The following is a 23180-nucleotide window of genomic DNA, read 5'->3' as shown; positions in this document are numbered from 1 at the left end:
TCCCCCAAACTCCCGACGACAACCATGAGTAATCTTTCGCGCCCCGCTCTAGCGGGGCTTTTGGCCTTGGGCCTCTGCAACGCAGCCTCGGCGCTCGAACACGCCCACTGGTCCTATGCCGGCAAGACCGGACCGGCCGAATGGGCCGCCCTCGCGCCCGACAACCAGCTCTGCAAGACCGGGCAGCAGCAGTCGCCGATCGACCTGCACGCCGCCAAGGCGCGTGCGCCGGCGTCGCACGACGTCGCGATCCGCTATGGCAGGGCAGCCGGGCGGCTGGTCAACAACGGGCACACGCTCGAACTGGACCTGGCCGGGCCGTCCGACAACCTCGTGGTCCACCAGGGCGTCGAGCATCGGCTGGCCCAGTTCCACTTCCACACGCCGAGCGAGCACCGCCTGGACGGCCGTGCGTTCCCGATGGAACTGCACCTGGTCAACAAGAGCGCCGATGGCGGCATCGCGGTGGTCGGCGTGCTGATCAGGGAGGGCCGGAAGAACGGGGCACTGGCGCCGATCTTTGCCGGGCCGCCCAAGGCCGGTGCCGCCGGCCGCGACCTGCAGATCGACCTGGCCGCGCTGCTGCCCGCCGACCGCAAGGCCTTGCGCTACACCGGCTCGCTGACCACGCCGCCGTGCACCGAGCAGGTGCACTGGATGGTTCTCGAGCAGCCGATCGAGATGTCGGCTGGGCAGATCGCCGCCTTCCGCCGGCTCTTCCCCGACAACCACCGGCCGGTGCAGCCCCTCAACGGGCGCGAGCCGGTCGAAGAGAACGCCGGCGAATAAGCCGGCGCCGCGGCGCTCGGCTTGCCCCACAATCGCCGCTTCAACGCATGAAAGAAGTCCCCGACGCCATCGTCTGTGAAGGCTGCGACGCTGTTTACCGCCGCGTGCGGCTGCGCCGTCGCGAGGTGTCGCACTGTCCGCGCTGCAGCACCGAGCTCGACCGCCACGCCGGTGATCAGAACGCCCGGGCGCTGCCGCTGACCGTGGCCTGCCTGATCCTGTTCGCGATCGCCAACCTGTTCCCGATCGTCGAGATCGAGCTGCAGGGTCTCAGCAGCGAGACCACGCTGGTCGGCGCGGTGGTGGCGCTCAGCACCGAGGGCATGTCGCCGGTGGCGCTGCTGGTGCTGGCGACCACGCTGCTGTTCCCGCTGCTGCAGCTGTGCATCCTGTTCTACCTGCTGGTGCCGATGCGCTACGAGCGCCGGCCGGCCGGCTTCGACGTGCTGGTCAACGCCCTCGTGGCGCTGCGGCCCTGGGGCATGATCGAGGTCTTCCTGCTCGGTGTGCTGGTGGCGATCATCAAGCTCAGCAGCATGGCCCAGGTCATCGCCGGACCGGCGCTCTGGGCCTTCATGGGGCTCACGGTGCTGCTGACGGCAGTGCTCTCCTTCAACCCCCGGACCTTCTGGGAAATGGCCTTCGAGCCGCGGCCGGGGCAGCAGGAATGAGCGCAGCGCCGGGCCGCCCCGAAGCAGCGAGCGAAGCGCTGCCGACCGAAACCGCCGGGGCGCAGGGCCTCATGGCCTGCCACCATTGCGGCACCACCTGGCGAGGCGCCGTCGACGGCGAGCCCTGTGCCCGCTGCGGCACGCACCTGCACACGCGCAAGCCCGACAGCATCAAGCGCACCTGGGCCTACCTGATCGCCGCCGCGATCCTCTACCTGCCGGCCAACATGCTGCCGGTGATGATCACCAAGAGCCTGCTGGGCACCCAGCAGGACACGATCCTGAGCGGCGTCATCTACTTCTGGGTCTCCGGCGCCTATGGGCTGGCGGCGCTGATCTTCATCGCCAGTTTCCTGGTGCCGCTGTTCAAGCTCAGCGCGCTGATCCTGCTCACCATCACGGCGCAGCGCCGCAGCAGCTGGCGGCAGCTGGAGCGGGCCAAGCTCTACCGCATGCTGGAGGTGATCGGCCGCTGGTCGATGCTCGACGTCTTCGTGGTCGCATTGCTGGCTGGCCTGGTGCGCATCCACGGCTTCGCCGAGATCACGGCCGGGGTCGGCATCGCGGCCTTCGGGGCCGTGGTGGTGCTGACCATGCTGGCCTCGCTGAGCTTCGATCCGCGCCTGACCTGGGACACCGAGGCCGACGCCGGCCCGCAAGAACTGAAAATGGACAATGAACCGATATGAATGACGAAGCCATCCGACCCGAGCCCCAGCCGCCGCGGGCCGCGCCGAAGGTCGTCAGGCGCCGCAACTGGCTGCCTTCGCTGATCTGGCTGATCCCGATCGTGGCTGCGCTGGTCGGCGTCTTCCTGGTCGCGCGCATCCTGATGGACCGCGGCCCCGAGATCGTGCTGACCTTCAAGACCGCCGAAGGGCTGGAGGCCAACAAGACCGCCGTCAAGTACAAGGACGTGCAGATCGGCACCGTGCAGAGCATCCGCCTGGCCTCCGACCGCTCGCATGTGCGGGTGCTCGTGCAGCTCAAGAAGGAAGCCAGCGCCTTCACCGCGCAGGACACCCGCTTCTGGGTGGTGCGGCCGCGGCTCGACACCTCGGGCATCTCGGGCCTCGGCACCTTGCTGTCGGGCGCCTACATCGGCGCCGATGCCGGGACTTCCGAAGAGACCGCGGGAGAGTTCACCGGCCTGGAGACGCCGCCGATCGTCACGCGAGACGCTTCGGGCCGGCAGTTCCTGCTCAAGGCACGCGACATCGGCTCGCTCGACATCGGTTCGCCGGTGTACTTCAGGCGCGTCAAGGTCGGCCAGGTGGCGGCCTACGAACTCGACGGCGACGGCCGCGGCGTGACGCTGCGGGTCTTCGTGAATGCGCCCTACGACAAGTTCGTCGGCATCAACACGCGCTTCTGGCACGCCAGCGGCTTCGATGTCGACCTCAATGCCAGCGGCCTCAAGGTGCGCACCCAGTCGCTGGTCACGGTGCTGCTGGGCGGGATCGCCTTCCAGTCGCCCGATGACCTGAACGGTCCGGTGGCGCAGGAGAACACCGCCTTCGCGCTGGCGACCGACGAGACCGCCGCCATGAAGGAGCCGGACGGCCCGTCGCGCACCATGCTGCTGTACTTCAACCAGTCGCTGCGCGGCTTGTCGCCCGGGGCGCCGGTCGATTTCCGCGGCGTCGTGATCGGCGAGGTCAAGTCGATCGGGGTCGAGTTCGATCGCGCCGAGCGCGAGTTCAAGATGCCGGTGGTGGTGCAGATCTACCCGGACCGCCTGCGGCGCCAGGGTTCCGACCGGACCCGCGAAGGGCAGTTGTCGCAGCTCGAACGCTGGCGCTTCCTGGTCGGCAAGGGGCTGCGCGCGCAGTTGCGCACCGGCAACCTGCTCACCGGCCAGGTCTATGTGGCGATCGACTTCTTCCCCGATGCCAAGCCGGTCGTCCTCGACATCGAACGCACGCCGCTCGAACTGCCGACCGCGCCCAACAGCCTGGACGAGCTGCAGTCGCAGGTGTCGGACATCGCGCGCAAGATCAACAAGGTGCCGTTCGAGGAGATCAGCGCCGACCTGCGCCGCGCACTGGCTTCGCTCAACAAGACGCTGGCCACCAGCGAGCAGCTGGTCAAGAGCATCCAGAACGACGTCACGCCCGAGATGGCGGCGGCCATGAAGGACGTGCGGCGGACGCTGAACTCGGCCGAGAAGACCATCGCCGACGACTCGCCGCTGCAGCAGGACCTGCGCCAGACGCTGCAGGAGGTCACGCGCGCCGCGGGTTCGCTGCGCGTGCTGACCGACTACCTGGAGCGCCATCCCGAATCCCTGATCCGCGGCAAGCCGGAGGACAAGCAGAAATGAGAACGACGAAGTTGCGCCCGGGCGCATGGCTCCTGGCGGCGGCGCTGCTGGCGGTGGCGGGATGCGGCAGCACGCGCACGCAGTTCTACAGCCTGGCGGAGACCAGCGCGCCGGTGCCGCGCGCGCCGTCCGCCGCGGCTGCGCCGCTCTACATCGAGCTCGCGCCGATCGCGATGCCCGAGCGCTTCGTGCGGCCGCAGCTGGTGGTGCGGCAGAAGGGTTCGGCGGCCGGTCCGCAGGTCGAGATCCTCGAGCAGCATCGCTGGTCTTCGTCCTTCGAAAGCGAGCTGCGCGACGCGCTGGGCAGCGCGGTCGCGGTGCGCCTGGGCGCCGTCGACCTGACGCGCACCGGCCGCCAGCGTGGCCAGCCGGCGGTCCGCATCGGCGTGCAGATGGGGCAGTTCGACGCCATCGAGGGCAGCCGGGTCGACGCCGCCTTCAGCTGGACCCTGCGGCGAACCGACGAAGGTCCGTCGGTCGGTTGCCGGATCGTGTTGACGGAACCCGTGGGCGGCGGTATCGAGGCGTTGGCGCAGGGCAGCCAGCGGGTGGCTTCGCGCCTGGCCGATGCGATCGCGGCCAGCGTCCCTGCGCTGCAGGGCCAGCCGGTGGCGTCCTGCGCCGCCTGATGCAGCGAGCCTGAGATGGGCCCCGGCGGCTTCGCGCTCTTCGAAACGCCGATCGGCGCCTGCGGCATCGCCTGGGGTCCGCGCGGCATCGTCGGCGTGCAGTTGCCCGAGGGCGGGGAGGGCGCGACGCGCGAGCGCATGCGGCGGCGTTTCCCCGGTTGGGTCGAAGCAGCCGAGGCGCCGGCGGAGGTCGGGCCGGCGGTCGCGGGCATCCGCGCGCTGCTGGCCGGCGAGGCGCTCGACCTGGCGGAGATCGAGCTCGACATGGAAGGCGTCAGCGAGTTCCACCAGCGCGTCTACGCGATCGCGCGCCGCATCCCGCCAGGCCAGACCCGCAGCTACGGCGAGATCGCGGCCGAGCTTGGCGACAAGGGCCTGGCGCGCGCGGTGGGGCAGGCGCTGGGCCTCAATCCCTTCGCCCCGGTGGTGCCCTGCCATCGCGTGCTGGGCGCGGGCGGCAAGTGGGGCGGCTTCTCTGCGCACGGCGGAGCGGCCTCGAAGCTGCGGCTGCTGGCGATCGAAGGGGCGCGGCCGGCAAGCGAGAGCGCTGATCTTTTCTGAGGCCTAGCACAGCTCGTCCGATCGCGCTCCGGACGGTTCATCGCCGCCTTGGCGACAATCGGGCCATGACTTCTTCGCGCTTCTTCAAGATCGCGCTCGTGCTGGGCCTGTTGTCGGCCATCGGCCCGTTCGCGATCGACATGTATCTTCCGGCCCTGCCCGAGATCGGCAGCAGCCTGCAGGCCGGCATCGGACCGGTGCAGATGAGCCTCACGGCCTTCTTCATTTCGCTCGGCGTCGGGCAACTGCTCTACGGTCCGGTGTCGGACATGGTGGGGCGCAAGCCACCGCTGTACTTCGGCCTCGGCCTGTTCGCGCTGGCCAGCATCGGCTGCGCGCTGGCCACCAGCATCGAGATGCTGATCGCCCTGCGCTTCGTCCAGGGGCTCGGCGCCGCGGCGGGCATGGCGATCCCGCGCGCCGTGGTGCGCGACCTGCACACGGGCAACGACGCCGCGCGCCTGATGTCGCTGCTGATGCTGGTCTTCAGCGTGTCGCCGATCCTGGCGCCGCTGGCCGGCAGCGCGGTGATCGCCTTCACCGGCTGGCGCGGCGTGTTCTGGGCCGTGACGCTGGCCGCCGCGATCGGGCTGGCGACCATCGCCTCGGTGCTCAAGGAGACCCGTCCGCCCGAGCAGCGCGTCGAGAGCAGCCTGGGCAGCGCGCTCGCGGCCTACGGCGTGCTGCTGCGCGACACGCACTACCTCGGGCTGGTCTTCATCGGCGCCTTCGCGATGGCCGGCTTCTTCACCTACCTCGCGAACTCCTCCTTCGTGATGATCGACCACTACGGCCTGTCGCCGGTGATGTACAGCATCGCCTTCGGCGTCAACGCTGCGGCCTTCTTCGCCGCCGCGCAGCTCAACGGCCCGCTGTGCGAGCGCTTCGGCATCGAGCGCGTGGTCAAGACCAGCGTCTGCGCCTGCGGCGCGGTGATGCTCGCGATGTTCGCCTACTTCGCCAGCGGCGGCGACCGGCTGGCAGTGCTGATCGTGCTGTACTTCATCGCCAGCGGCCTCATGGGCCTGGTGATCCCGACCACCTCGGTGCTGGCGCTCGAGAAGCACGGCGCCATCGCCGGCACCGCCTCGGCGCTGCTCGGCACCTTGCAGATGCTGACCGGCGCGGTGGTGATGGCGGTGGTCGGCCTGTTCACCGACGGCCGGCCGCTGCCGATGGTGACCGGCATGGCCGGCGGCGCCCTGATCGCGGTCGTGCTGACCTGGCTCACGCTCGATGGCCGGCGCCAGGCCGCCTGCCAGGCGGGCTGACGCGGTGTCGGCGATTCCCGCGCCTGCGGCCGCAGCCATCGTCGCCGACGGGCTGCCGCAGCCGCAGCGCCGGCAGGCGATGGTGGTGGTGATCCTCGGCATCGCGGTGGCGGTGCTCGACGGCACCATCGTGAACCTCGCGCTGCCGGGCATCGCGCGCGAACTGCAGGCCGATCCGGCGCATGCCATCTGGGTCGTCAACGCCTACCAGATCGCCACGCTGGTGATGCTGCTGCCACTGGCGTCGCTGGGGGATCGCATCGGCTACCGGCGCGTCTACCTGACCGGCATGGCGCTGTTCGCGGCCGCTTCTCTGATCGCCACCCTGTCGAACTCGCTCGGCATGCTGATCGCGGGCCGCGCGCTGCAGGGGCTCGGCGCCGCCGGCATCATGAGCGTCAATGCGGCGCTGGTCCGGCTGATCTATCCGTCGTCGCAGCTCGGGCGCGGCATGGCGATCAACTCGATGGTGGTCGCCACCGCCTCGGTGGCGGGCCCCTCCGTGGCGGCCGGAATCCTCTCGGTGGCCTCCTGGCCCTGGCTGTTCGCGCTCAACGTCCCGCTGGGGGCCCTGGTGCTGGTGCTCGGCTTGCGCGCGCTGCCGGCCAACGAAGCGAAATCATCCGGACTGCGTTTCTCGCTGCTCGATGTGGCGCTCAACATCGCGATGTTCGCGTTGATCTTCATCGGCGCCGACCGGCTGGGCGTGCGCGGCGAAGCCGGGCAGGGCGCCGGGCCGATGGCCTGGGGGCTGCTGCTGGCGGGCATCGCGGTCGGCTTCTTCTACCTGCGGCGGCAGGCCGCCCAGGCGGTGCCGCTGTTCCCGGTCGACCTGTTGCGCATCCCCGTGTTCGCGCTCTCGATGGGGACATCGGTCGGCGCCTTCTGCGCCCAGATGCTGTCCTTCATCGCGCTGCCCTTCCTGCTGCTCGACACCTATGGCCGCTCGCACTTCGAGGCCGGGCTGCTGATCACCGCCTGGCCGCTGGCGATCGTGGTGATGGCACCGATCGCCGGTCGGCTGATCGGCCGATATCCGGACGGCTTGCTCGGCGGCATCGGGCTGGCACTGCTGGCCACCGGCCTGGCGCTGCTGGCCGCGCTTCCGGCCCATCCGGGCAACGCCGACATCGTCTGGCGCATGGTGCTGTGCGGCTTGGGCTTCGGCTTGTTCCAGTCGCCCAACAACCACACCATCGTGACCACGCCGCCGCCGCAGCGCAGCGGCGCCGCGAGCGGCATGCTGGGCACGGCGCGGCTGACCGGGCAGACGCTGGGCGCCGTGATGCTGGCCGGCATCTTCAGCTTCTGGAGCCCGCACGACGGCCGTGGCCAGGTGATCGCTCTCGGGCTGGCTGCCTGCTGCGCCGCGGTGGCCGCGGTCTGCAGCAGCTTGCGCACCCGGCAGCCGATCGCACGGCACGGCTGAAGCCGTCCTATCTCCGACGGCCGATTGCCGGCCGCGGAGCCGGCTCCTATCGTCAGGCCCTGCGCAGCCAAGGGGGCCCCATGCCTGATCGTTCGGACATCCTGTGGTTCAAGACCGAATTCCAGTCGAGGATTGCTCCGCTGCTGGCCGGCACAGCGCTGACGGTGGACATGATCGCCGCCATCGCCTGCCAGGAGACCGGCCACATCTGGCCGGTGCTGCGCCGCAAGAACATCCCGACGCCGCGCATCCTCGCGCTGTGCGTGGGCGACACGCTGGACGCCGACAAGGGGCGCCGCGCCTTCCCGCGGACCAAGGCCGAGCTGCTGTCGCGCCCGCGCGGCGACCAGATGTTCGCGATCGCGCACCAGGCGCTGGTCGACATGGCGGCCAAGGTGCCGGGCTACGCGGCCGTGGCGGCGCGGCCCGACAAGTTCTGCCACGGCTACGGCATGTTCCAGCGCGACCTCCAGTTCTTCGTCTCCGATCCCGACTACTTCCTCGAACGGCGCTACGAGCAGTTCGAGGAGACGCTGGGCCAGTGCCTGGACGAACTGCGCAACGCGCTGCGCAAGCTGGGCTTTCAGAATCGCACAGCGCTCAGCGATCTCGAACTGGCTGCCGTCGGCATCGCGTACAACACCGGCGGCTTCAAGCCGGCCAAGGGTCTCAAGCAAGGCCATTTCAACGGCACCAGCTTCTACGGCGAACTGCTGTTCGACTTCATCCGGCTGTCCCGCACCGTCGCGCTGCCGGGTGACACGAACACGCTGGCCGAGCCGCCGCCGGGCGTTGCGATCGTCCCGCCGCCGACGCCGCCGAGCGCCCGGGGCCAGGCGCTGGTGGTGACGACGACCGATGGCATGCTGCGCCTGCGCAGCGCGCCGCTCATCAGTTCGCCGCCCCAGGCCAACGTGGTCGCGAACCTGCCGGCCGGGCATGGGGTGCGCGCGGTCACGGGCACCGCGGTCAAGGGCTTCATGGAGGTGGAGACCGAGCTCTTCGGCGCCTTGCTGCATGGCTTCGCGTCGATGAAGTTCCTGGCACCGGCACCGGTGCCGCGGCGCGCGGCGCTGCCCCGGGGGGCGCGCGCGGCGCCGGTGCCGGGCTTCACGCCGCCGGCGGCGAGCATGCCGCGTTCACCGGGCAGCGTGACGCGGCGGCGCGACCTGGCCAACGCCCATTCGCTCAACGAGGCGGGCCAGCCGGGCCGGCAGGGCACCACGGCCGAGGCGCTGCGGGCCGAACTCGGCGCCATCGTCGACTGGCTGGCGGTGGACAAGCCCAGCCACAAGCGCTACCAGCCGCGCGCCGGCCTGACCTTCTGCAACATCTACAGCCACGACTACTGCCATCTCGCGGGCGTCTACCTGCCGCGGGTCTGGTGGAGCACGCCGGCCATCGTCTCGATGGCCGGCGGCGCGCAGGTCGCACCGCTGATCGGCAACACCCTGGTCGAGATGCGTGCCAACGACCTGTTCCGCTGGCTGCGCGATTTCGGCGCGGGCTTCGGCTGGCGCCAGACCGGGACGCTGACCGGGCTGCAGCAGGCTGCGAACCAGGGCGCCGTCGGATTGATCGTGGCGCGAAGAAAAGAAGATGGCCGATCGGGCCACATCGTCGCCGTGATCCCCGAGACCGAGGGCGCGAGCGCGCGACGCAACGCCGCCGGCGAGGTCATCGCGCCGCTTCAGAGCCAGGCCGGCGCGCGCAACTTCGGCCGGGGCACCGGCAAGCCCGGCTGGTGGAACGGCGAGGAGTTCGCGGAAAGCGCGTTCTGGATTCACGCCTGAGCGGCATGGCGCGGCGCGGGTGCTGATGCGCCCGACCCGCTCAACGCGCCGGGATCACCGCCGCGATGCGTTCGGCCATGAAGTCGTAGAACGGATTCGAGGACAGCCGCGTGAGCGAATCGAGGCTCACGATCAGGCCGCCGCGCTCGCCGCGCACCGCCAGCGCGCCGAGGTTGACGCCGAAGTCGTCGCTGTCGTCCGGCCGGATGCCGTACAGCGGATCGGTGATCGGGAAGGGCAGCGCCAGATGCGACAGCGAGAACACCTCGAGCGGGAACTCGAGCCCGATCTCCTTGGTGTCCACTTGGGTGCTGCCGGCCTCGGTGATCTGCGCCACGACCTGGCGGCTGTGGGTGTCGACGTTGGTCACCAGCGTGGTGCGGAAGTTGCGCGGCGCCGGCGGGAACACCCGCTCGGGCCGCAGGTCGCTGCCGGAGCGCAGCAGCGGCCCGAACTTGACGCTGCGGTTGAGATCGAAGAGCACCAGCTCGCTGCCGTTGGCCGGCAGGCGCGCATAGAGGGCGGTGACGATCGCGCGCGTGCTGACCGTGAAGTCGATCAGCGACTGGAAGGTCAGGATGGGCGGCAGCTGCGAGAGCCGGCCATCGCGCTCTTCGCGCGCCACGTGGGCCTGCAGGTCGCGCGTGAGCAGGGACGACTGGCGCGCCCCGTTGACCGGGAACGAGTTGTACTTGAAGGGGTTGAACTCCGGCACGATGCCGAGCCAGGCCGCCTTGGCGAAGGCCGGGAAGATCGCCGGCCAGCCGAACACGCCGGCGAAGCGCGAGAGTTCCGTGATGCCGATCATCGGCGCGATCAGGATCAGGCGATCGGGCCGCGCGAGCTTCGGATCGTCGATCGCGTCGAGCGCGTACTTGGTGGCGAGCGCACCGCCGTTGGAGAAGCCGACGACGTGCAGCGGCAGCGGCGCCGGCACGCGGCGCCGGGCCTCGCGCACTGCGAGCTGCGTCGCGGCGGACCAGTCTTCCCACTGCACATGGGTCAGGCCGGCGGGCACGGTGCCGTGGCCCGGCATCCGGATCGCGACCACCGAGAAGCCGCGATCGCGGTAGAGCGTCGCGACATGGCGCAGGCTGTAGGGGGAGTCGGTCAGGCCGTGCAGCAGCACCACCGCGCCCTTGGGCGGGCCTTGCGGGTCGAGCGTGTAGGAGCGGTTCCAGTCTTGCCGGAAGTGGCCCGGATAGATCGGACTGCCGTCGAAATAGCGGTTCGACGGGTTCTTCAGTTCAGGCGGGAGTTTCTCGGTGACCTCGCGGCGGACCTCGTCGAAGGCGGCGTTCTCGGCCGCCAGCCAGGTCGGCCAGTCGGCCTTGCGGATCTCGTCGCCGGACAGCTCCTTGGGCACGTGGGTGTGCCACGGCTCGAGCGCGGGGCCGCGCTGCACGTCGTAGGTGCGCACCGCGATCAGGGTGACGAAGACGATGCCCAGCAACAGCGCGGTGCGCTTCAGCATCCTGGCCAGCCAGGGTCCCATTGCTATCCTTTTCCGTTCTTGTTCGAGCACGCGGGCCCGGTAAACCAACTGGCGTGCAATCTATCACGCGGCCGATCGCTGCCCGAGGCCGTGGGCGAGCCGCCCGAGCGTCGCGACCGCCTGCTCGGTGCGCGCATCCCAAGGGTGGCCGTAGTTGAGGCGCAGGCAGTTCGCGAAGCCGCGCTGGGCCGAGAAGATCGGCCCCGGCGCCATGCTGATGCCTTGCGCGAGCGCCTGCCGATGCAGTTCCAGCGCATCGATCTCCCTGGGCATCTCCACCCACAGGAAGTAGCCGCCGGCCGGCCGCGTGGCGCGGGTGCCCGCGGGGAAGTGCTCCCCGATCGCCTGCGCGAGCCGTGTCTGCTGCTCCGCCAGCGTGCGCCTGAGCCGCCGCAGATGCTTGTCGAAGCCGCCCTTCTCGAGATAGGTCGCGAGTCCGTTCTGCGTCGGGGCAGAAGCGCCCAGCGTGGTCGTGAGCTTGGCGCGTGCCACCGCGCGCGTGAAGCGTCCGGGCGCGGCCCAGCCGATGCGATAGCCCGGCGCCAGGCACTTGGAGAACGAGGCGCAGTGCATCACCAGACCCTGGGTGTCGAAGGCCTTGGCCGGCAGCGGCCGCTTGTCGCCGAAATACAGCTCGCCGTAGACGTCGTCCTCGATCAGGGGAATCTCGTGGCGCGCCAGCAGTTCGACCAGCGCCTTCTTCCGGGTCTCGGGCATCAGGCTGCCGAGCGGGTTCTGGAAGTTGGTCATCAGCCAGCAGGCCTTGGGCCGATGGCGCTCGATGGCGCGCTCGAGTGCGTCGAGCGCCATGCCTTCGCGCGGATGGGTCGGCACCTCGATCGCCTCCAGGCCCAGCCGCTCCAGCGCCTGCAGAGCGGCATAGAAGGTGGGGGATTCGATCAGTACCGCATCGCCCGGCCGCGTGACGCTGGCCAGGCACAGGTTCAGCGCCTCCAGTGCGCCGTTGGTGATGACGATCTCGTCGGTGTGGACCTGCATGCCGTCGGCCAGGTAGCGCAGGGCGATCTGCCGGCGCAGGCGCGCGTTGCCGGGCGTCAGGTCGTCCACCGTGCTCCAGGGGTCGAGGTTCTGCACGCTCGAGGCCATGATGCGGCCCAGGCGCTCGAGCGGGAACAGCAGCGGGCTCGGGAAGGCCGAGCCCAGCGGCACCACGTCGCGCACCATGGTCGATTCGAGGATCTCGAACACGTGCTCGCTGACGTCGAGCGGCACCGCGTCGTTCTCGGGCTGGGAGGCGGCCTCGGGCTCGGGGGGCAAATGGCGGGCGCCTTCGGCGACGTAGTAGCCGGAGCGTTCGCGGGCCCGGATCAGGCCCTGGGCCTCGAGCAGGTAGTAGGCCTGGAACACGGTCGACGGGCTGACGCCGCGGCTGGCGCGTGCCTGGCGCACCGACGGCAGGCGGTCGCCGGGATGCAGCACGCCGGTGCGTATCGATTCGGCGATCTCGGAGGCCAGGGCTTCGTAACGTGTCATGAAGCCGCGATTGTCCGGCACCGCCGGCGGCCGCATACTGCCGCATGCCCCAGATCGGCAAACCACCGGGCGACGACAGCCTGATCCGCCACGGTTGCGACGCCGCGGACTGCCCGCCGGGCTCCAGGCCCTGGGTGCTCGCCGCGGCGATCGTCGGTTCGAGCATGGCCTTCATCGACGGCACCGTGGTCAATGTCGCGCTGCCGGCGATCCAGGCCGACCTGCAGGCGAGCGCCTTCCAGGCGCAGTGGGTGGTGGAGTCCTATGCGCTGTTCCTGGCGGCGCTGCTGCTGGTCGGGGGCTCGCTCGGCGACCACTTCGGGCGCCGGCGGATCTTCGCGCTCGGGGTCGCGCTGTTCGCGCTGGCCTCGGCGGCCTGCGCGCTGGCCGGCGATGTGCAGCAGTTGATCCTGGCGCGCGCGGTGCAGGGCGTCGGCGCCGCGCTGCTGGTACCGGGCAGCCTGGCGCTCATCAGCGCCGCCTATCCCGAGAAGGAGCGGGGCCGCGCGATCGGCACCTGGTCGGGCGCGAGCGGCATCACGGCTGCCATCGGGCCGGTGCTGGGCGGCTTCCTGGTCGATCACTACTCGTGGATCTGGGCCTTCCTGGTCAATCTGCCGATGGCCGCCGTGGTGCTGTGGATCTGCTGGCGCCACGTGCCCGAGAGCCGCGGCGGTGCAGCCACGGGGGAGCGGCTCGATCTCTGGGGCGCGGCGCTCGCCACGCTGGCGCTCGGCGGCATCGTGTATGCGTTCATCGAGGCGCCGACGCAGGGCTGGCAGGCACCGGCCGTGCGGGCCGCCTGGCTGGGCGGCATCGCGGCGAGCGTCGGCTTCGTCGCGGTCGAACTGCGGGTGCGCTCGCCGATGCTGCCGCTGTCGCTGCTGCGCATCGGCAATTTCGGCGGCGCCAACCTGCTGACGCTGCTGCTCTATGCGGCGCTCGGCGGCGGCCTGTTCTTCTTTCCGCTCAACCTGATCCAGGTGCAGGGCTACTCGGCCACCGCCGCGGGTGCCGCCTTGCTGCCGTTCATCCTCATCATGTTCGCGCTGTCGGGATGGGCCGGGCAACTGGTCGATCGCTTCGGTCCCCGGCTTCCGCTGGTGGTCGGTCCGGGCATCGCCGCCGCCGGCTTCGCGCTGTTCGCGCTGCCCGGCGTCGGCGCCGGCTATTGGACCTCCTTCTTCCCGGCGGTGGTGGTGCTCGGCTTCGGCATGACGGTGACCGTCGCGCCGCTCACGACCACCGTGATGAACGCGGTCGGCCCGGATCTCGCGGGCATCGCCTCGGGCGTCAACAACGCCGTGTCGCGCGCGGCCGCGGTGCTGGCCATCGCGGTCTTCGGCGTCGTCATGGCCGCGGCCTTCGATGCCCGGCTGGAACTCGGCCTGCGCGAGATCGGCGCGGCGCCCGAGAGCGTCGCCTTCCTGCAGGAGCAGCGCAGCCGGCTGGCCGGCGCTGCGTTGCCGGCGGGCGTCGATGCGGCGGCCGCCGCGGCGCTGCGGCATGCCATCGACGCGGCCTTCGTCAGCGGCTTCCGCAAGGTGATGCTCCTGTGCGCCGGCCTCGCATTGCTGAGCGCGCTGAGTGCGTGGCTGCTGATCGGCCGCGCCAGGGCCAACGATCGCCATACGTCGCATGGCCGATAGGCAATGCAGGGGCCCCCCTCCAAACTGCGCACTCGATGGCCCGTCCTGGCACACCTTCGCGACCCCGGAAGCAGGGTGATCAGGCCCTAGCCGCAGGAGGAATGGCAATGAACCAGGGTATTCGCCGCGGCGCTCGATGGTTGCCGCTGCTCGCCGGCCTGCTGCTCGCGGCCTGCTCGAAGGGCCCGCAGCCCGGCGAGGTGCAGGACGAGGCGAAGATCGCCGGCCGCGATGCCGCCTCGTTCCCGCATGCCGGCGAGGACTACTTCAAGGACATGGACAACGGCGTCGCGCTGTCGCCGGAAGAGATCAAGGGCCGCAACATGTGGCTGGTCTGGAGCGGCGGCAACGACCGCTTCTGGACCCAGATGTCCGACTACACCTTCGGAGCCTTCGACCTGCTGAAGGTGATCAGCTCGCATCCGAGCCTGGGCTATTCGCGCACCAATCGCTGGTCGTACTTCGGTCTCGTCAACGAACCCTGCTTCGGCAACGCCACCGGGCCCGACAAGGAGCGCCGCGGCCTCTGGCTCGATGTCCGCAGCAAGGACTGTGCGCCCGATCCGTTCGAGAACGAGAGCAAGTACCCGGGCGTCGCGATCGGCTCGCGCGGCAAGGCGCTGGGCGACGGCACGACCCAGCCGGTGGGCTCGTTCTACGGCTGGGGCACCGGCATCGCGGGCCTGCGCCTGTTTCCGAATCCGGCCTTCGACGAGAAGGCGGCCAAGGCCTGGGACGCCGAGAAGTACTACACCGATCCGAGCTACTACAACCGCAAGGACCTGGTGCGCCCCTACCGGGTCGGCATGTCCTGCGGCTTCTGCCACATCGGGCCGAGCCCGGTGAAGCCGCCGGCCGATCCGAACAACCCGAAGTTCGAGAACCTCAGTTCCTCGGTGGGCGCGCAGTACATGTGGGTCGACCGGCTCTTCATCTACAACGCCAACAAGCCCGAGGGCCGGACCAACTACATGTTCCAGCTGGCCCACACCTACCGGCCGGGCGCGATGGACACCTCGCTGGTCTCGACCGACGGCATCAACAACCCGCGCACCATGAATGCGGTCTACGACTTCCCGTCGCGGCTCGAGATGGCCCGTCGCATCGGCCGCGAAAAGCTCGCGGGCGGCGAACTCGACAACAAGCAATTCAACGACTTCATCACCAGCGGGCCGCTGACCGAGTTCTTCTCGAAGGCCGACTCGGTGGTCTACACGCCGCACGTGCTCAAGGACGGCGCCGATTCGGTCGGGCTGCTGGGCGCCTTGAACCGCGTGTATCTCAACATCGGCCTGTTCAGCGAAGAGTGGCTGCTGCACTTCAATCCGGTGATCGGCGGCAAGACCATCACGCCGATCAAGATCGCGACGGCGCAGAAGAACTCGAGCTACTGGCAGGCGACGGAGGCCGGCACGCCGAACACGGCGCTGTTCTTCCTCAAGGCGGCGCAGCCCGACCTGCTGAAGGACGCGCCCGGCGGCGACAAGCACCTGGGCGCGGATGCCGCGACGCTGGAACGCGGCAAGCTGGCCTTCGCCGATACCTGCGCGCGCTGCCATTCGAGCAAGGCGCCGCCGCTGCCGGCCGCGCTAGAGCTCAATCCGGCGCGCTGCGCCGGCCCGGGCTACGTCGACTGCTTCAAGCGCTACTGGGGCTGGACCCAGACCGCGGACTACAAGGCGCAGATGCGCAAGATCGTGCAGGCGCCGGACTTCCTGAAGAGCAACTACCTGTCGACCGAGGCGCGGATCCCGGTCACGCTGCTGCGCACCAACGCCTGCAGCCCGCTGGCGACCAACGCGCTCGAGGGCAACATCTGGGACAACTTCTCGTCGCAGACCTACAAGAACCTGCCGTCGGTCGGCACCGTGACGCTCGCCGATCCCTTCACGGGCGAGGGCAAGCCCTACGCGATGCCGGCGGGCGGACGCGGCTATACCCGCGTGCCGTCCTTGATCAGCGTCTGGTCGACCGCGCCCTTCCTGCTCAACAACACGGTCGGCGATGCCAACGGAGACCCCTCGGTCGAAGGTCGGATGAAGGTCTTCGACCAGTCGATCGAGCAGATGCTCTGGCCCGAGAAGCGCACGCCCGACGCGGTGCTGGGCGCCAAGGTCGGCGGCACCATCGACCGCACCACCGAGCGCAGCGTGGTGACGATCCCGACCGGCTATGCGCCCGAGGCGCTGCAGCCGCTGCAGGGTGCGCTGCAGCGCTGGCTGCCCTGGCTGGTGCAGCAGGACGGCGACATCGTGATCGGCCCGATCCCCGCCGGCGTGCCGGTGAACCTGCTGGCCAATCTCAAGCTGCGCGCCGAAAGCGACGGCCTCGGCGACAAGGCCGTCCATGTGAAGGATGCCGGGGCGCTGCTGGTCAAGCTCAAGCTGGCGCTCGCGAGCGCGCCGGCCGGCGCCACCGACGAGGAGCTTCGCAAGCACTTCTCGAGCTTGCGCGAGCCGATGCTCGAACTCAGCAAGTGCCGCGATTTCGTGGTCAACCGCGGCCACTATTTCGGCACCGCCGAGTTCAACCGGCAGGATGGGCTGAGCGCCGACGAGAAGGCCTTCGGCCGCGAGCCCGAACTGAGCGACGACGACAAGCGGGCGCTGATCGCCTTCCTGAAGACCTTCTGACCGCTACATCGAAACGCCGCGCATGCCCGGAGCCGACGCGACCGACTGGGACTATGTGATCGTCGGTTCGGGAGCGGGCGGCGGCACCCTGGCGGCGAGGCTGGCGGAGTCGGGCATGCGGGTCTTCCTGCTCGATGCGGGCGGCGATCCGCGCAGCGGCGACGAGCGCCTGCCGGACGACTACGACGTGCCGGCCTTCCATGCCTTCGCATGCGAGAACCCCGCGCTGCGCTGGGACTTCCGGGTTCGCCACTACGCCGGCGAGACGCAGCAGGCCAGGGACTGGAAACACCGGGAGGGGCAGGGCGTGCTCTATCCGCGCGCCGCCGGACTCGGCGGCTGCACCTCGCACAACGCGATGATCTTCATGCTGCCGCACCCTTCGGACTGGGATCGCATCGCGAAACTCACGGGCGACCCGTCATGGCACGCGACTTCGATGCGCCGCTACGCCCACCGCATCGAGGACTGCCGGCACCGGCCGCTCTGGCGCGCGCTGCGGCACATCGGCCTCGACCCGACCGGCCACGGCTGGCGCGGCTGGCTGCAGACCGAGAAATCGATTCCCTTGTCGGTGCTGGGCGACGACGGCCTGGTGCGGGTGCTGCGCGACACCGCGAGCAGCTTCACCCGCAGCCTGCCGACCCCGCTGCTCAGCACGCTGCGCTGGCTGCGCGGCGGCCTGGGTGATCCGAACGCGCGGCGCTGGCGGCCCGGCAGCTTCGAAGGCATCTGCTACACGCCGCTGGCCACCTCGGGCCATCGCCGCCGCGGCGTGCGCGAGCGGCTGCTGGAACTGGCGGCGCGCCACCCCGAGCGGCTGCACATCGAACTCGATGCGCTGGCCACGCGCGTGCTCTTCGATGCCGATGGCGGGGCCTGCGGCGTCGCGTACCTGAAGGGTGCGCGGCTCTACCGCGCGCACGCGGCGCCGAGCGCTGCGCCGGGAACCGGGCACGAGGTGCGCGCACGGCGCGAGGTGATCCTGTGCGGCGGGGCCTTCAACACGCCGCAGCTGCTGATGCTGTCGGGCATCGGGCCGGCGGCCGAGCTGCAGGCGCACGGCATTCCGGTGCGCCTCGATCTGCCGGGTGTCGGAAGCAATCTGCAGGATCGCTACGAGATCGCGGTCACGCACCGCATGCGGGCGCCGTGGGAGGTGCTGGAGGGCGCGCGCTTTGCGCGCGACGACCCGCTGTGGCGCCGCTGGCAGCGCCGCCGCAGCGGCATGTATGCGTCCAATGGCGCGGCGCTGGGTGTGATCCGGCGTTCGAGCGCCGCGGCGGCGCCGCACGAGGAGCCCGATCTTTTCTGCATGGCACTGCTGGCCCGCTTCGAGGGCTACTTCAGCGGCTTCTCGAGCTGGATCCGCGACCAGCCCGACCAGCTGACCTGGGCCGTGCTCAAGGCCCACACGCGCAACCGCGCCGGCACCGTGCGGCTGCGCTCGGCCGATCCGCGCGACATGCCGCTGGTGAACTTCCACTACTTCGAGGAGGGCAGCGATGCCGCCGGCGAGGACCTGAAGGCGGTGGTGGAGGCCATCCGCTTCGTGCGGCGCATGACGGCGCCGCTGCTCGCGAGCGGATGGATCGCCGAGGAGATCGCCCCGGGTCCGTCGATCGACGGCGACGAAGCCCTGGCCGGCTACGTGCGCGATACCGCCTGGGGGCACCACGCCTCGTGCTCGTGCGCGATCGGCGCGCCGGACCAGGGCGGCGTGCTCGACAGCGCCTTCGCGGTGCACGGCGTCAAGCGGCTGCGCGTGGTGGACGCTTCGGTGTTCCCGCAGATCCCGGGCTTCTTCGTCGCCGCGGCGATCTACATGATCGCGGAGAAAGCGGCCGATGCGTTGCTCGACGAGGCGCGGCGCACACCTCTTTCGGCAAGTTGACGCAGCCCTCCGAAGAGCTGAGACTTTGTGAACGACGGGGCTTCCCCGGAGGAGAGAGACCATGGCCTATGACGTGCAGCAGCTGCTCGACATGTCGCAGCAGCAACTCGACGACCTGTTCCGCGCCAGCCCGCCCGGAGAGATCCCCCACGGCGAGGCCGAGGGCACCGCGATCATCGCGCCCGGAACGCACTACACCGAGTCGATCGCGAAGATCATCAACTTCTTCGGCTGGCAGGGGAAGGTGTTCGATGCCGAGAAGGGCGTGCTGAAGAACAAGGTCAGCATCCTCGGCGTGCAGGCCATCGTCGCCAAGGTCTACCAGGGCGAGAGCTGGCTCGACCACAAGCCCTGCATCGTGCTCGACTACTCCGACACCTCCTTCGTCGCGCAATGGATCCGCGACGAGATCCGGCTCATCGGACCCGGCTTCTACCTTGGCAAGGTCTATTGGGGCAAGGAACGGCTGATCGACTTCTGCCTCAAGTTCTGATGCGGTGACTCCCCAATCGCACTTCATGGTGATCGCGGCGGTTGCCGACGGCCGCGAGGCCAGCCTGCGCAAGCTGCTGGACACCATGAACCTGCAACCCGGCATGGCCGATCCCGACAACGCGCTGGTTCCGTTCGGCCGCTTCGAACGCTTGCATTTCGCCCGCCTGGCGCTGCTGCCCGACACCACGCTCGGAGACCTCGAGGCCTTCGACCTGCCGCGGCCCCGCGTGCCGCCGCTGTACCTCGTCTTCCTCGGCGAATGCGACGGGCCGGGCGCCATCCAGCTGGCCGAGTTCGCGCAGACCGCGGGCGACGGTCTGCGGCGCATCTTCTCGCACTGCGAGGGCTTCGATGCCGACCTCGATCTGCGCGCCTGGCTGAAGTCGCATTCGGTGCCCGCCACCGCGGGCTACGTCAACCGCATCGGCCGCACCGTGCGCCAGGTGCGCGAGGACAGTGCGCTGCAGCGCGCGCTGGCCTCGCAGGTGCCGCGCGACATCGCGGCCGAAGCCGAAGACCCGCAGGCGCTGCGGCGCCTCCTGCTGGCCTTCGTGCAGGCCGAGCAGCTCGAGGGCCGGCTGCTGCTGAGTTCGCCCGAGCGCACGCCCTCGGGCTGGATGCTGCGCAACTTCCTGCATGCGATCGCGCCGCTGATCGCGCTGCTGGTGCTGGTGCTGCTCGTGCTGCGCTGGCCGCTCCTGCTGCCCTTGCTGCTGCTGGCCGCCGCCTACCTGGTCTGGACACTGCGCCGCCACGAGAAGAGCGACCCGGAGTTCTGTCCGCGGCCGGACCGCCCGGCGCTGCTCGAGATGCAGCGGCTCGAGGACCACGACCTCACCAACAGCTTCACGGCGCTGGGTGCGGTCAAGCCGGGGCTGTTCAGGCGCTGGCTCACGCAGCTCATCCTCTATGCGATCGACTACGCCTGCCGCCATGTCTTCGGCCGCGGCCACCTGGCGCGGGTGCAGACCATCCATTTCGCGCGCTGGGTGTTCATCGACGGCAAGGCGCGCGTGCTGTTCGCGAGCAACTACGACGGCAGCCACGAGAGCTACATGGACGACTTCATCAACAAGGCCGCCTGGGGCCTGAACCTGGCCTTCAGCAACGGCTTCGGCTGGCCGCGCACCGACTGGTTGCTGAAGGGCGGGGCGCGGCACGAGCTGCGCTTCAAGTACTACCAGCGCCGGCACCAGCTTCCGACCCAGGTCTGGTACAGGGCCTACCCCGGCCTCACGCTGACCGACCTCGAGCGCAACCGGCGCATTCGCGAGGGCTTCGACATGCACCAGATGAGCGACGCCCAGGCGCTGGCCTGGCTGAGGCTGCTATGAGCGCGGTCGAGTACGACGATATCCAGGGCCTGGTGCGCTTCGGCTACAAGCGCCTGACCCAGGCCTGCTTCCTCCTGCTGCGCGTGACCGATCCCGCCGCCGCGCGCGGCTGGCTGGCGCAGGCGCCGGTCAGCAGCGCGACGACGCAGCAGCCGCCGCCGGCCACGGCGCTGCAGGTCGCCTTCACCAGCAGCGGGCTGCAGGCGCTGGGCCTGCGCCCGGACGTCGTCGAGTTCTTTTCGCACGAGTTCATCGTCGGCATGGCGAGCGATGCCAGCCGGGCGCGGCGGCTCGGCGACCTCGGGCCGAACGATCCGGCTGCCTGGCAATGGGGCGGCACGCCGGAGCAGCTGCCGCACGTGCTGCTGATGCTCTATGCGGTGCCCGGCGGGCTCGAGGACTGGCAGCGCACCGTGCTCGCGCAGTGCGAGCTGGGTTTCGAGCTGATGGCCTGTCTGGACACCTCCGACATGGACGGCACCGAGCCCTTCGGCTTCGCCGACGGCATCTCGGAGCCGACGGTCGACTGGCAGCGCCAGCGCGCGGTGCGCGACGAGGAGCGCGGCGACTACAGCAATGTCTCGTGCCTGGGCGAATACCTCCTCGGCTATCCGAACGAGTACGGCGCCTACACCGACCGGCCCCTGCTCGACACCGACCGCGATCCCGGCGCGGTGCTGCCGCGCGCCGAGGACGCGCCCGACAAGGTCGACCTGGGACGCAATGGCAGCTACCTGGTGCTGCGCCAGCTGCAGCAGGACGTCGCCGGTTTCTGGCGCTTCATCGATGCCCAGGTCGACGGCGATCCCGCATTGCGCAAGCAGCTGGCCGAGACGCTGGTGGGTCGGACGATGGAAGGCGAGGCACTGGTCGGCGACACCGGCGAGCGCATCCCCGGCGAGGACGATCCGCGCAACAGCTTCACCTATGCGAGCGATCGCGAGGGCCTGCGCTGCCCGATCGGGGCCCACATCCGGCGCAGCAATCCGCGCAACGCCGACCTGCCGCCGGGGCGCCCGGGCCTGGTCTCTTGGGCCCGGCGGACGCTGGGCTTCGATGCCGAGGCGCTGGCGGTGGACAAGGTCTCGTCGACCCGTTTCCACCGGCTGCTGCGGCGTGGCCGCGAGTACGGACCCGGCATGTCGATCGAGCAGGCGCTGTCGTTCGCACCCGGCGGCGATGCCACCGGCCTGCATTTCATCTGCCTGGGCGCCAACATCGCGCGCCAGTTCGAGTTCGTGCAATCGGCCTGGCTCGCGGGCCTGCGCTTCGACGGCATGGCCGACGAGAGCGATCCGCTGACGGCCACCCACCTGCCGCGCGACGACGGCACGCCGACCGACGGCTTCTCGATCCCGCTCGAGTCGGGCCCCGACCGCCGCGTCTGCGGCCTGCCGCAGTTCGTCACGGTGCGCGGCGGCGCGTACTTCTTCCTGCCCGGCCTGCGGGCCCTGCGCTACCTGTCGAAGGTGCAGCCATGAACTCGAATGCCAGCCGTCCGACGCCGCGGGCCAACACCGGCTCCGCCTGGCGCAACTTCGTGAGCGATTCGGGCATGGCGCTGATCCGGCTGGAACGCCGCTTCGATCCCCTGCTGCGTCCGGCCTTCGATGCCTTCCTGCGCGATCCGCTGGCGCGCCTCACGACCGCGCTGATCAACAGCCGCCGCAGCGACGAAGGCCTCGCGATCGCCGAAGAGCGGCCCTTGCCCGACGAGGAGAGCTTCACCGACTCGATCGTCAAGAGCTTCACGCGCCAGATGACCGACCTCTGGAAGCCCGGCGGCTTCGAGCGCGGCGGCAACACCAAGACGCAAGGACTCGTGCGTGGCGAGTTCACGGTGCACGAGAACATTCCCGCGCACATGAAGCGCGGCATCTACGCGACGCCGCAGACCTTCCGCTGCTGGGTCCGCTTCTCGGGGCCCGGGCCCTACGTCACGCCGGACATCGACGACGTCGGCTTCATGAGCATCAGCATCAAGCTCCTGGGCGTGCCGGGGCCTAAGCTGATGGAGGAGGAGCAGCACACGCTGGACATGTTCGCCGTGTCGACGCCGACCTTCGTCACGCCCGACACCAAGTGCAACGCGGCGCTGCAGCGCGAGAGCGTGAAGAACGCGCAGATCTTCTACTTCGTGAACCTGCACGATCCGCATGTGCTCGACCTGGTGATGCAGTCGCTCTTCATCAAGACCCAGAGCAGCCCCTTCGAGGCGCCGTACTTCAGCTGCGTGCCGTACCTGATGGGGGAGGGCCAGGCGATGCAGTATTCGGTCTGGCCGAAGTCGAACAAGCGCACGCCGATCCCGCGGCTGCCGCTGCGTCCGCCCGACGAGTACCTGCGCCAGGCGATGGTGTCGGCGCTGGCCAACGACGACGTCGAGCTCGACTTCCGGGTGCAGATGCAGACCGACCCGCACCTGATGCCGATCGAGAACGCCGGCGTGCTGTGGCCGGAGAAGCTGTCGCCGCGGGTGAGCGTGGCGACGCTGCGGCTGCCGCGGCAGCGCTTCGATTCGCCGTCGCAGATGGAGTTCGCCAAGCGGCTTTCCTTCAACCCGTGGCATACGATCGCCGAACATCGCCCGCTCGGCAACCAGAGCCGCGCGCGCAGGCGGATGTACTGGGAGCTCGCGAAGCTGCGGCACACGATGAACGCGGTGCCGCATTACGAGCCGACGGGGGATGAGGTGTTCGAGTAGGCGGGGAGTGCTTGCA

At 69.9% G+C, this 23180-nt stretch carries 18 protein-coding genes; 16 read left to right on the top strand and 2 right to left on the bottom strand.

Features of this window, described 5'->3' with window-relative positions:
- Window positions 1-66 precede the first annotated feature (66 nt).
- The 9 genes from QTI45_RS21005 (at window position 67) to QTI45_RS20965 (ending at window position 9466) form a co-directional block, all read left to right on the top strand.
- Complete coding sequence (locus QTI45_RS21005; RefSeq protein ID WP_286655774.1) at window positions 67-789, top strand: carbonic anhydrase; 723 nt, start codon at window positions 67-69, stop codon at window positions 787-789.
- A gap of 47 nt (window positions 790-836) precedes the next feature.
- A complete protein-coding gene (locus QTI45_RS21000) occupies window positions 837-1460 on the top strand; it encodes a paraquat-inducible protein A (RefSeq protein ID WP_286367896.1) in 624 nt (207 codons plus the stop codon).
- Window positions 1457-2149 carry a paraquat-inducible protein A gene (locus tag QTI45_RS20995; protein ID WP_286367895.1) on the top strand — a complete coding sequence of 231 codons (693 nt, stop codon included), beginning with the start codon at window positions 1457-1459 and terminating at the stop codon, window positions 2147-2149. The genes QTI45_RS21000 and QTI45_RS20995 overlap by 4 nt, the downstream gene beginning before the upstream one ends.
- Window positions 2146-3783 (top strand): PqiB family protein, encoded by a 1638-nt coding sequence (locus tag QTI45_RS20990; protein WP_286367894.1) that lies wholly within the window; start codon window positions 2146-2148, stop codon window positions 3781-3783. The genes QTI45_RS20995 and QTI45_RS20990 overlap by 4 nt, the downstream gene beginning before the upstream one ends.
- Window positions 3780-4412, top strand: a complete 633-nt coding sequence (locus tag QTI45_RS20985; protein ID WP_286655773.1) for a PqiC family protein — start codon at window positions 3780-3782, stop codon at window positions 4410-4412. Before QTI45_RS20990 ends, QTI45_RS20985 begins: the two co-directional genes overlap by 4 nt.
- A 15-nt stretch (window positions 4413-4427) precedes the next feature.
- A complete protein-coding gene (locus QTI45_RS20980) occupies window positions 4428-4973 on the top strand; it encodes a methylated-DNA--[protein]-cysteine S-methyltransferase (RefSeq protein WP_286655772.1) in 546 nt (181 codons plus the stop codon).
- A 65-nt stretch (window positions 4974-5038) separates the two neighbouring features.
- Window positions 5039-6244: a multidrug effflux MFS transporter gene (locus tag QTI45_RS20975; RefSeq protein WP_286367891.1), complete on the top strand. Its 1206-nt coding sequence runs from the start codon at window positions 5039-5041 to the stop codon at window positions 6242-6244.
- A complete protein-coding gene (locus tag QTI45_RS20970; protein ID WP_444813300.1) occupies window positions 6210-7673 on the top strand; it encodes an MFS transporter in 1464 nt (487 codons plus the stop codon). The genes QTI45_RS20975 and QTI45_RS20970 overlap by 35 nt, the downstream gene beginning before the upstream one ends.
- Window positions 7674-7753: 80 nt before the next feature.
- Entirely contained in the window at window positions 7754-9466 is a 1713-nt protein-coding gene (locus QTI45_RS20965; RefSeq protein WP_286655771.1) for a hypothetical protein, read from the top strand.
- A gap of 40 nt (window positions 9467-9506) precedes the next feature.
- Here the strand turns inward: QTI45_RS20965 and QTI45_RS20960 are convergent, their stop codons facing one another.
- Together QTI45_RS20960 and QTI45_RS20955 are read right to left on the bottom strand one after the other, a co-directional pair.
- On the bottom strand, window positions 9507-10961 hold the full coding sequence (locus QTI45_RS20960; protein WP_286655770.1) for an alpha/beta hydrolase: 1455 nt from the start codon (window positions 10959-10961) through the stop codon (window positions 9507-9509).
- Between the two features lie 63 nt (window positions 10962-11024).
- Entirely contained in the window at window positions 11025-12455 is a 1431-nt protein-coding gene (locus QTI45_RS20955; RefSeq protein WP_286655769.1) for an aminotransferase-like domain-containing protein, read from the bottom strand.
- A 44-nt stretch (window positions 12456-12499) separates the two neighbouring features.
- Between QTI45_RS20955 and QTI45_RS20950 the strand changes: the two genes are divergently transcribed.
- The 7 genes from QTI45_RS20950 (at window position 12500) to QTI45_RS20920 (ending at window position 23164) form a co-directional block, all read left to right on the top strand.
- Entirely contained in the window at window positions 12500-14104 is a 1605-nt protein-coding gene (locus QTI45_RS20950) for an MFS transporter (protein WP_286655768.1), read from the top strand.
- 107 nt (window positions 14105-14211) lie between these two features.
- Window positions 14212-16737 carry a hypothetical protein gene (locus tag QTI45_RS20945; protein WP_286655767.1) on the top strand — a complete coding sequence of 842 codons (2526 nt, stop codon included), beginning with the start codon at window positions 14212-14214 and terminating at the stop codon, window positions 16735-16737.
- Window positions 16738-16759: 22 nt separating this feature from the next.
- A complete protein-coding gene (locus QTI45_RS20940; protein ID WP_286655766.1) occupies window positions 16760-18631 on the top strand; it encodes a GMC family oxidoreductase in 1872 nt (623 codons plus the stop codon).
- Between the two features lie 61 nt (window positions 18632-18692).
- On the top strand, window positions 18693-19124 hold the full coding sequence (locus QTI45_RS20935; protein ID WP_286655765.1) for a hypothetical protein: 432 nt from the start codon (window positions 18693-18695) through the stop codon (window positions 19122-19124).
- 4 nt (window positions 19125-19128) lie between these two features.
- A complete protein-coding gene (locus tag QTI45_RS20930; protein ID WP_286655764.1) occupies window positions 19129-20460 on the top strand; it encodes a hypothetical protein in 1332 nt (443 codons plus the stop codon).
- Window positions 20457-21941, top strand: a complete 1485-nt coding sequence (locus tag QTI45_RS20925) for a Dyp-type peroxidase (RefSeq protein ID WP_286655763.1) — start codon at window positions 20457-20459, stop codon at window positions 21939-21941. Before QTI45_RS20930 ends, QTI45_RS20925 begins: the two co-directional genes overlap by 4 nt.
- Entirely contained in the window at window positions 21938-23164 is a 1227-nt protein-coding gene (locus QTI45_RS20920) for a catalase family protein (RefSeq protein WP_286655762.1), read from the top strand. The genes QTI45_RS20925 and QTI45_RS20920 overlap by 4 nt, the downstream gene beginning before the upstream one ends.
- Window positions 23165-23180 lie beyond the last annotated feature (16 nt).

This window comes from Variovorax saccharolyticus, from assembly GCF_030316765.1.
Taxonomy (GTDB): Bacteria; Pseudomonadota; Gammaproteobacteria; order Burkholderiales; family Burkholderiaceae_C; genus Variovorax; species Variovorax saccharolyticus.
Note: the sequence above shows the minus strand (reverse complement) of the source record. Positions and strands in the feature narration are given on the sequence as shown.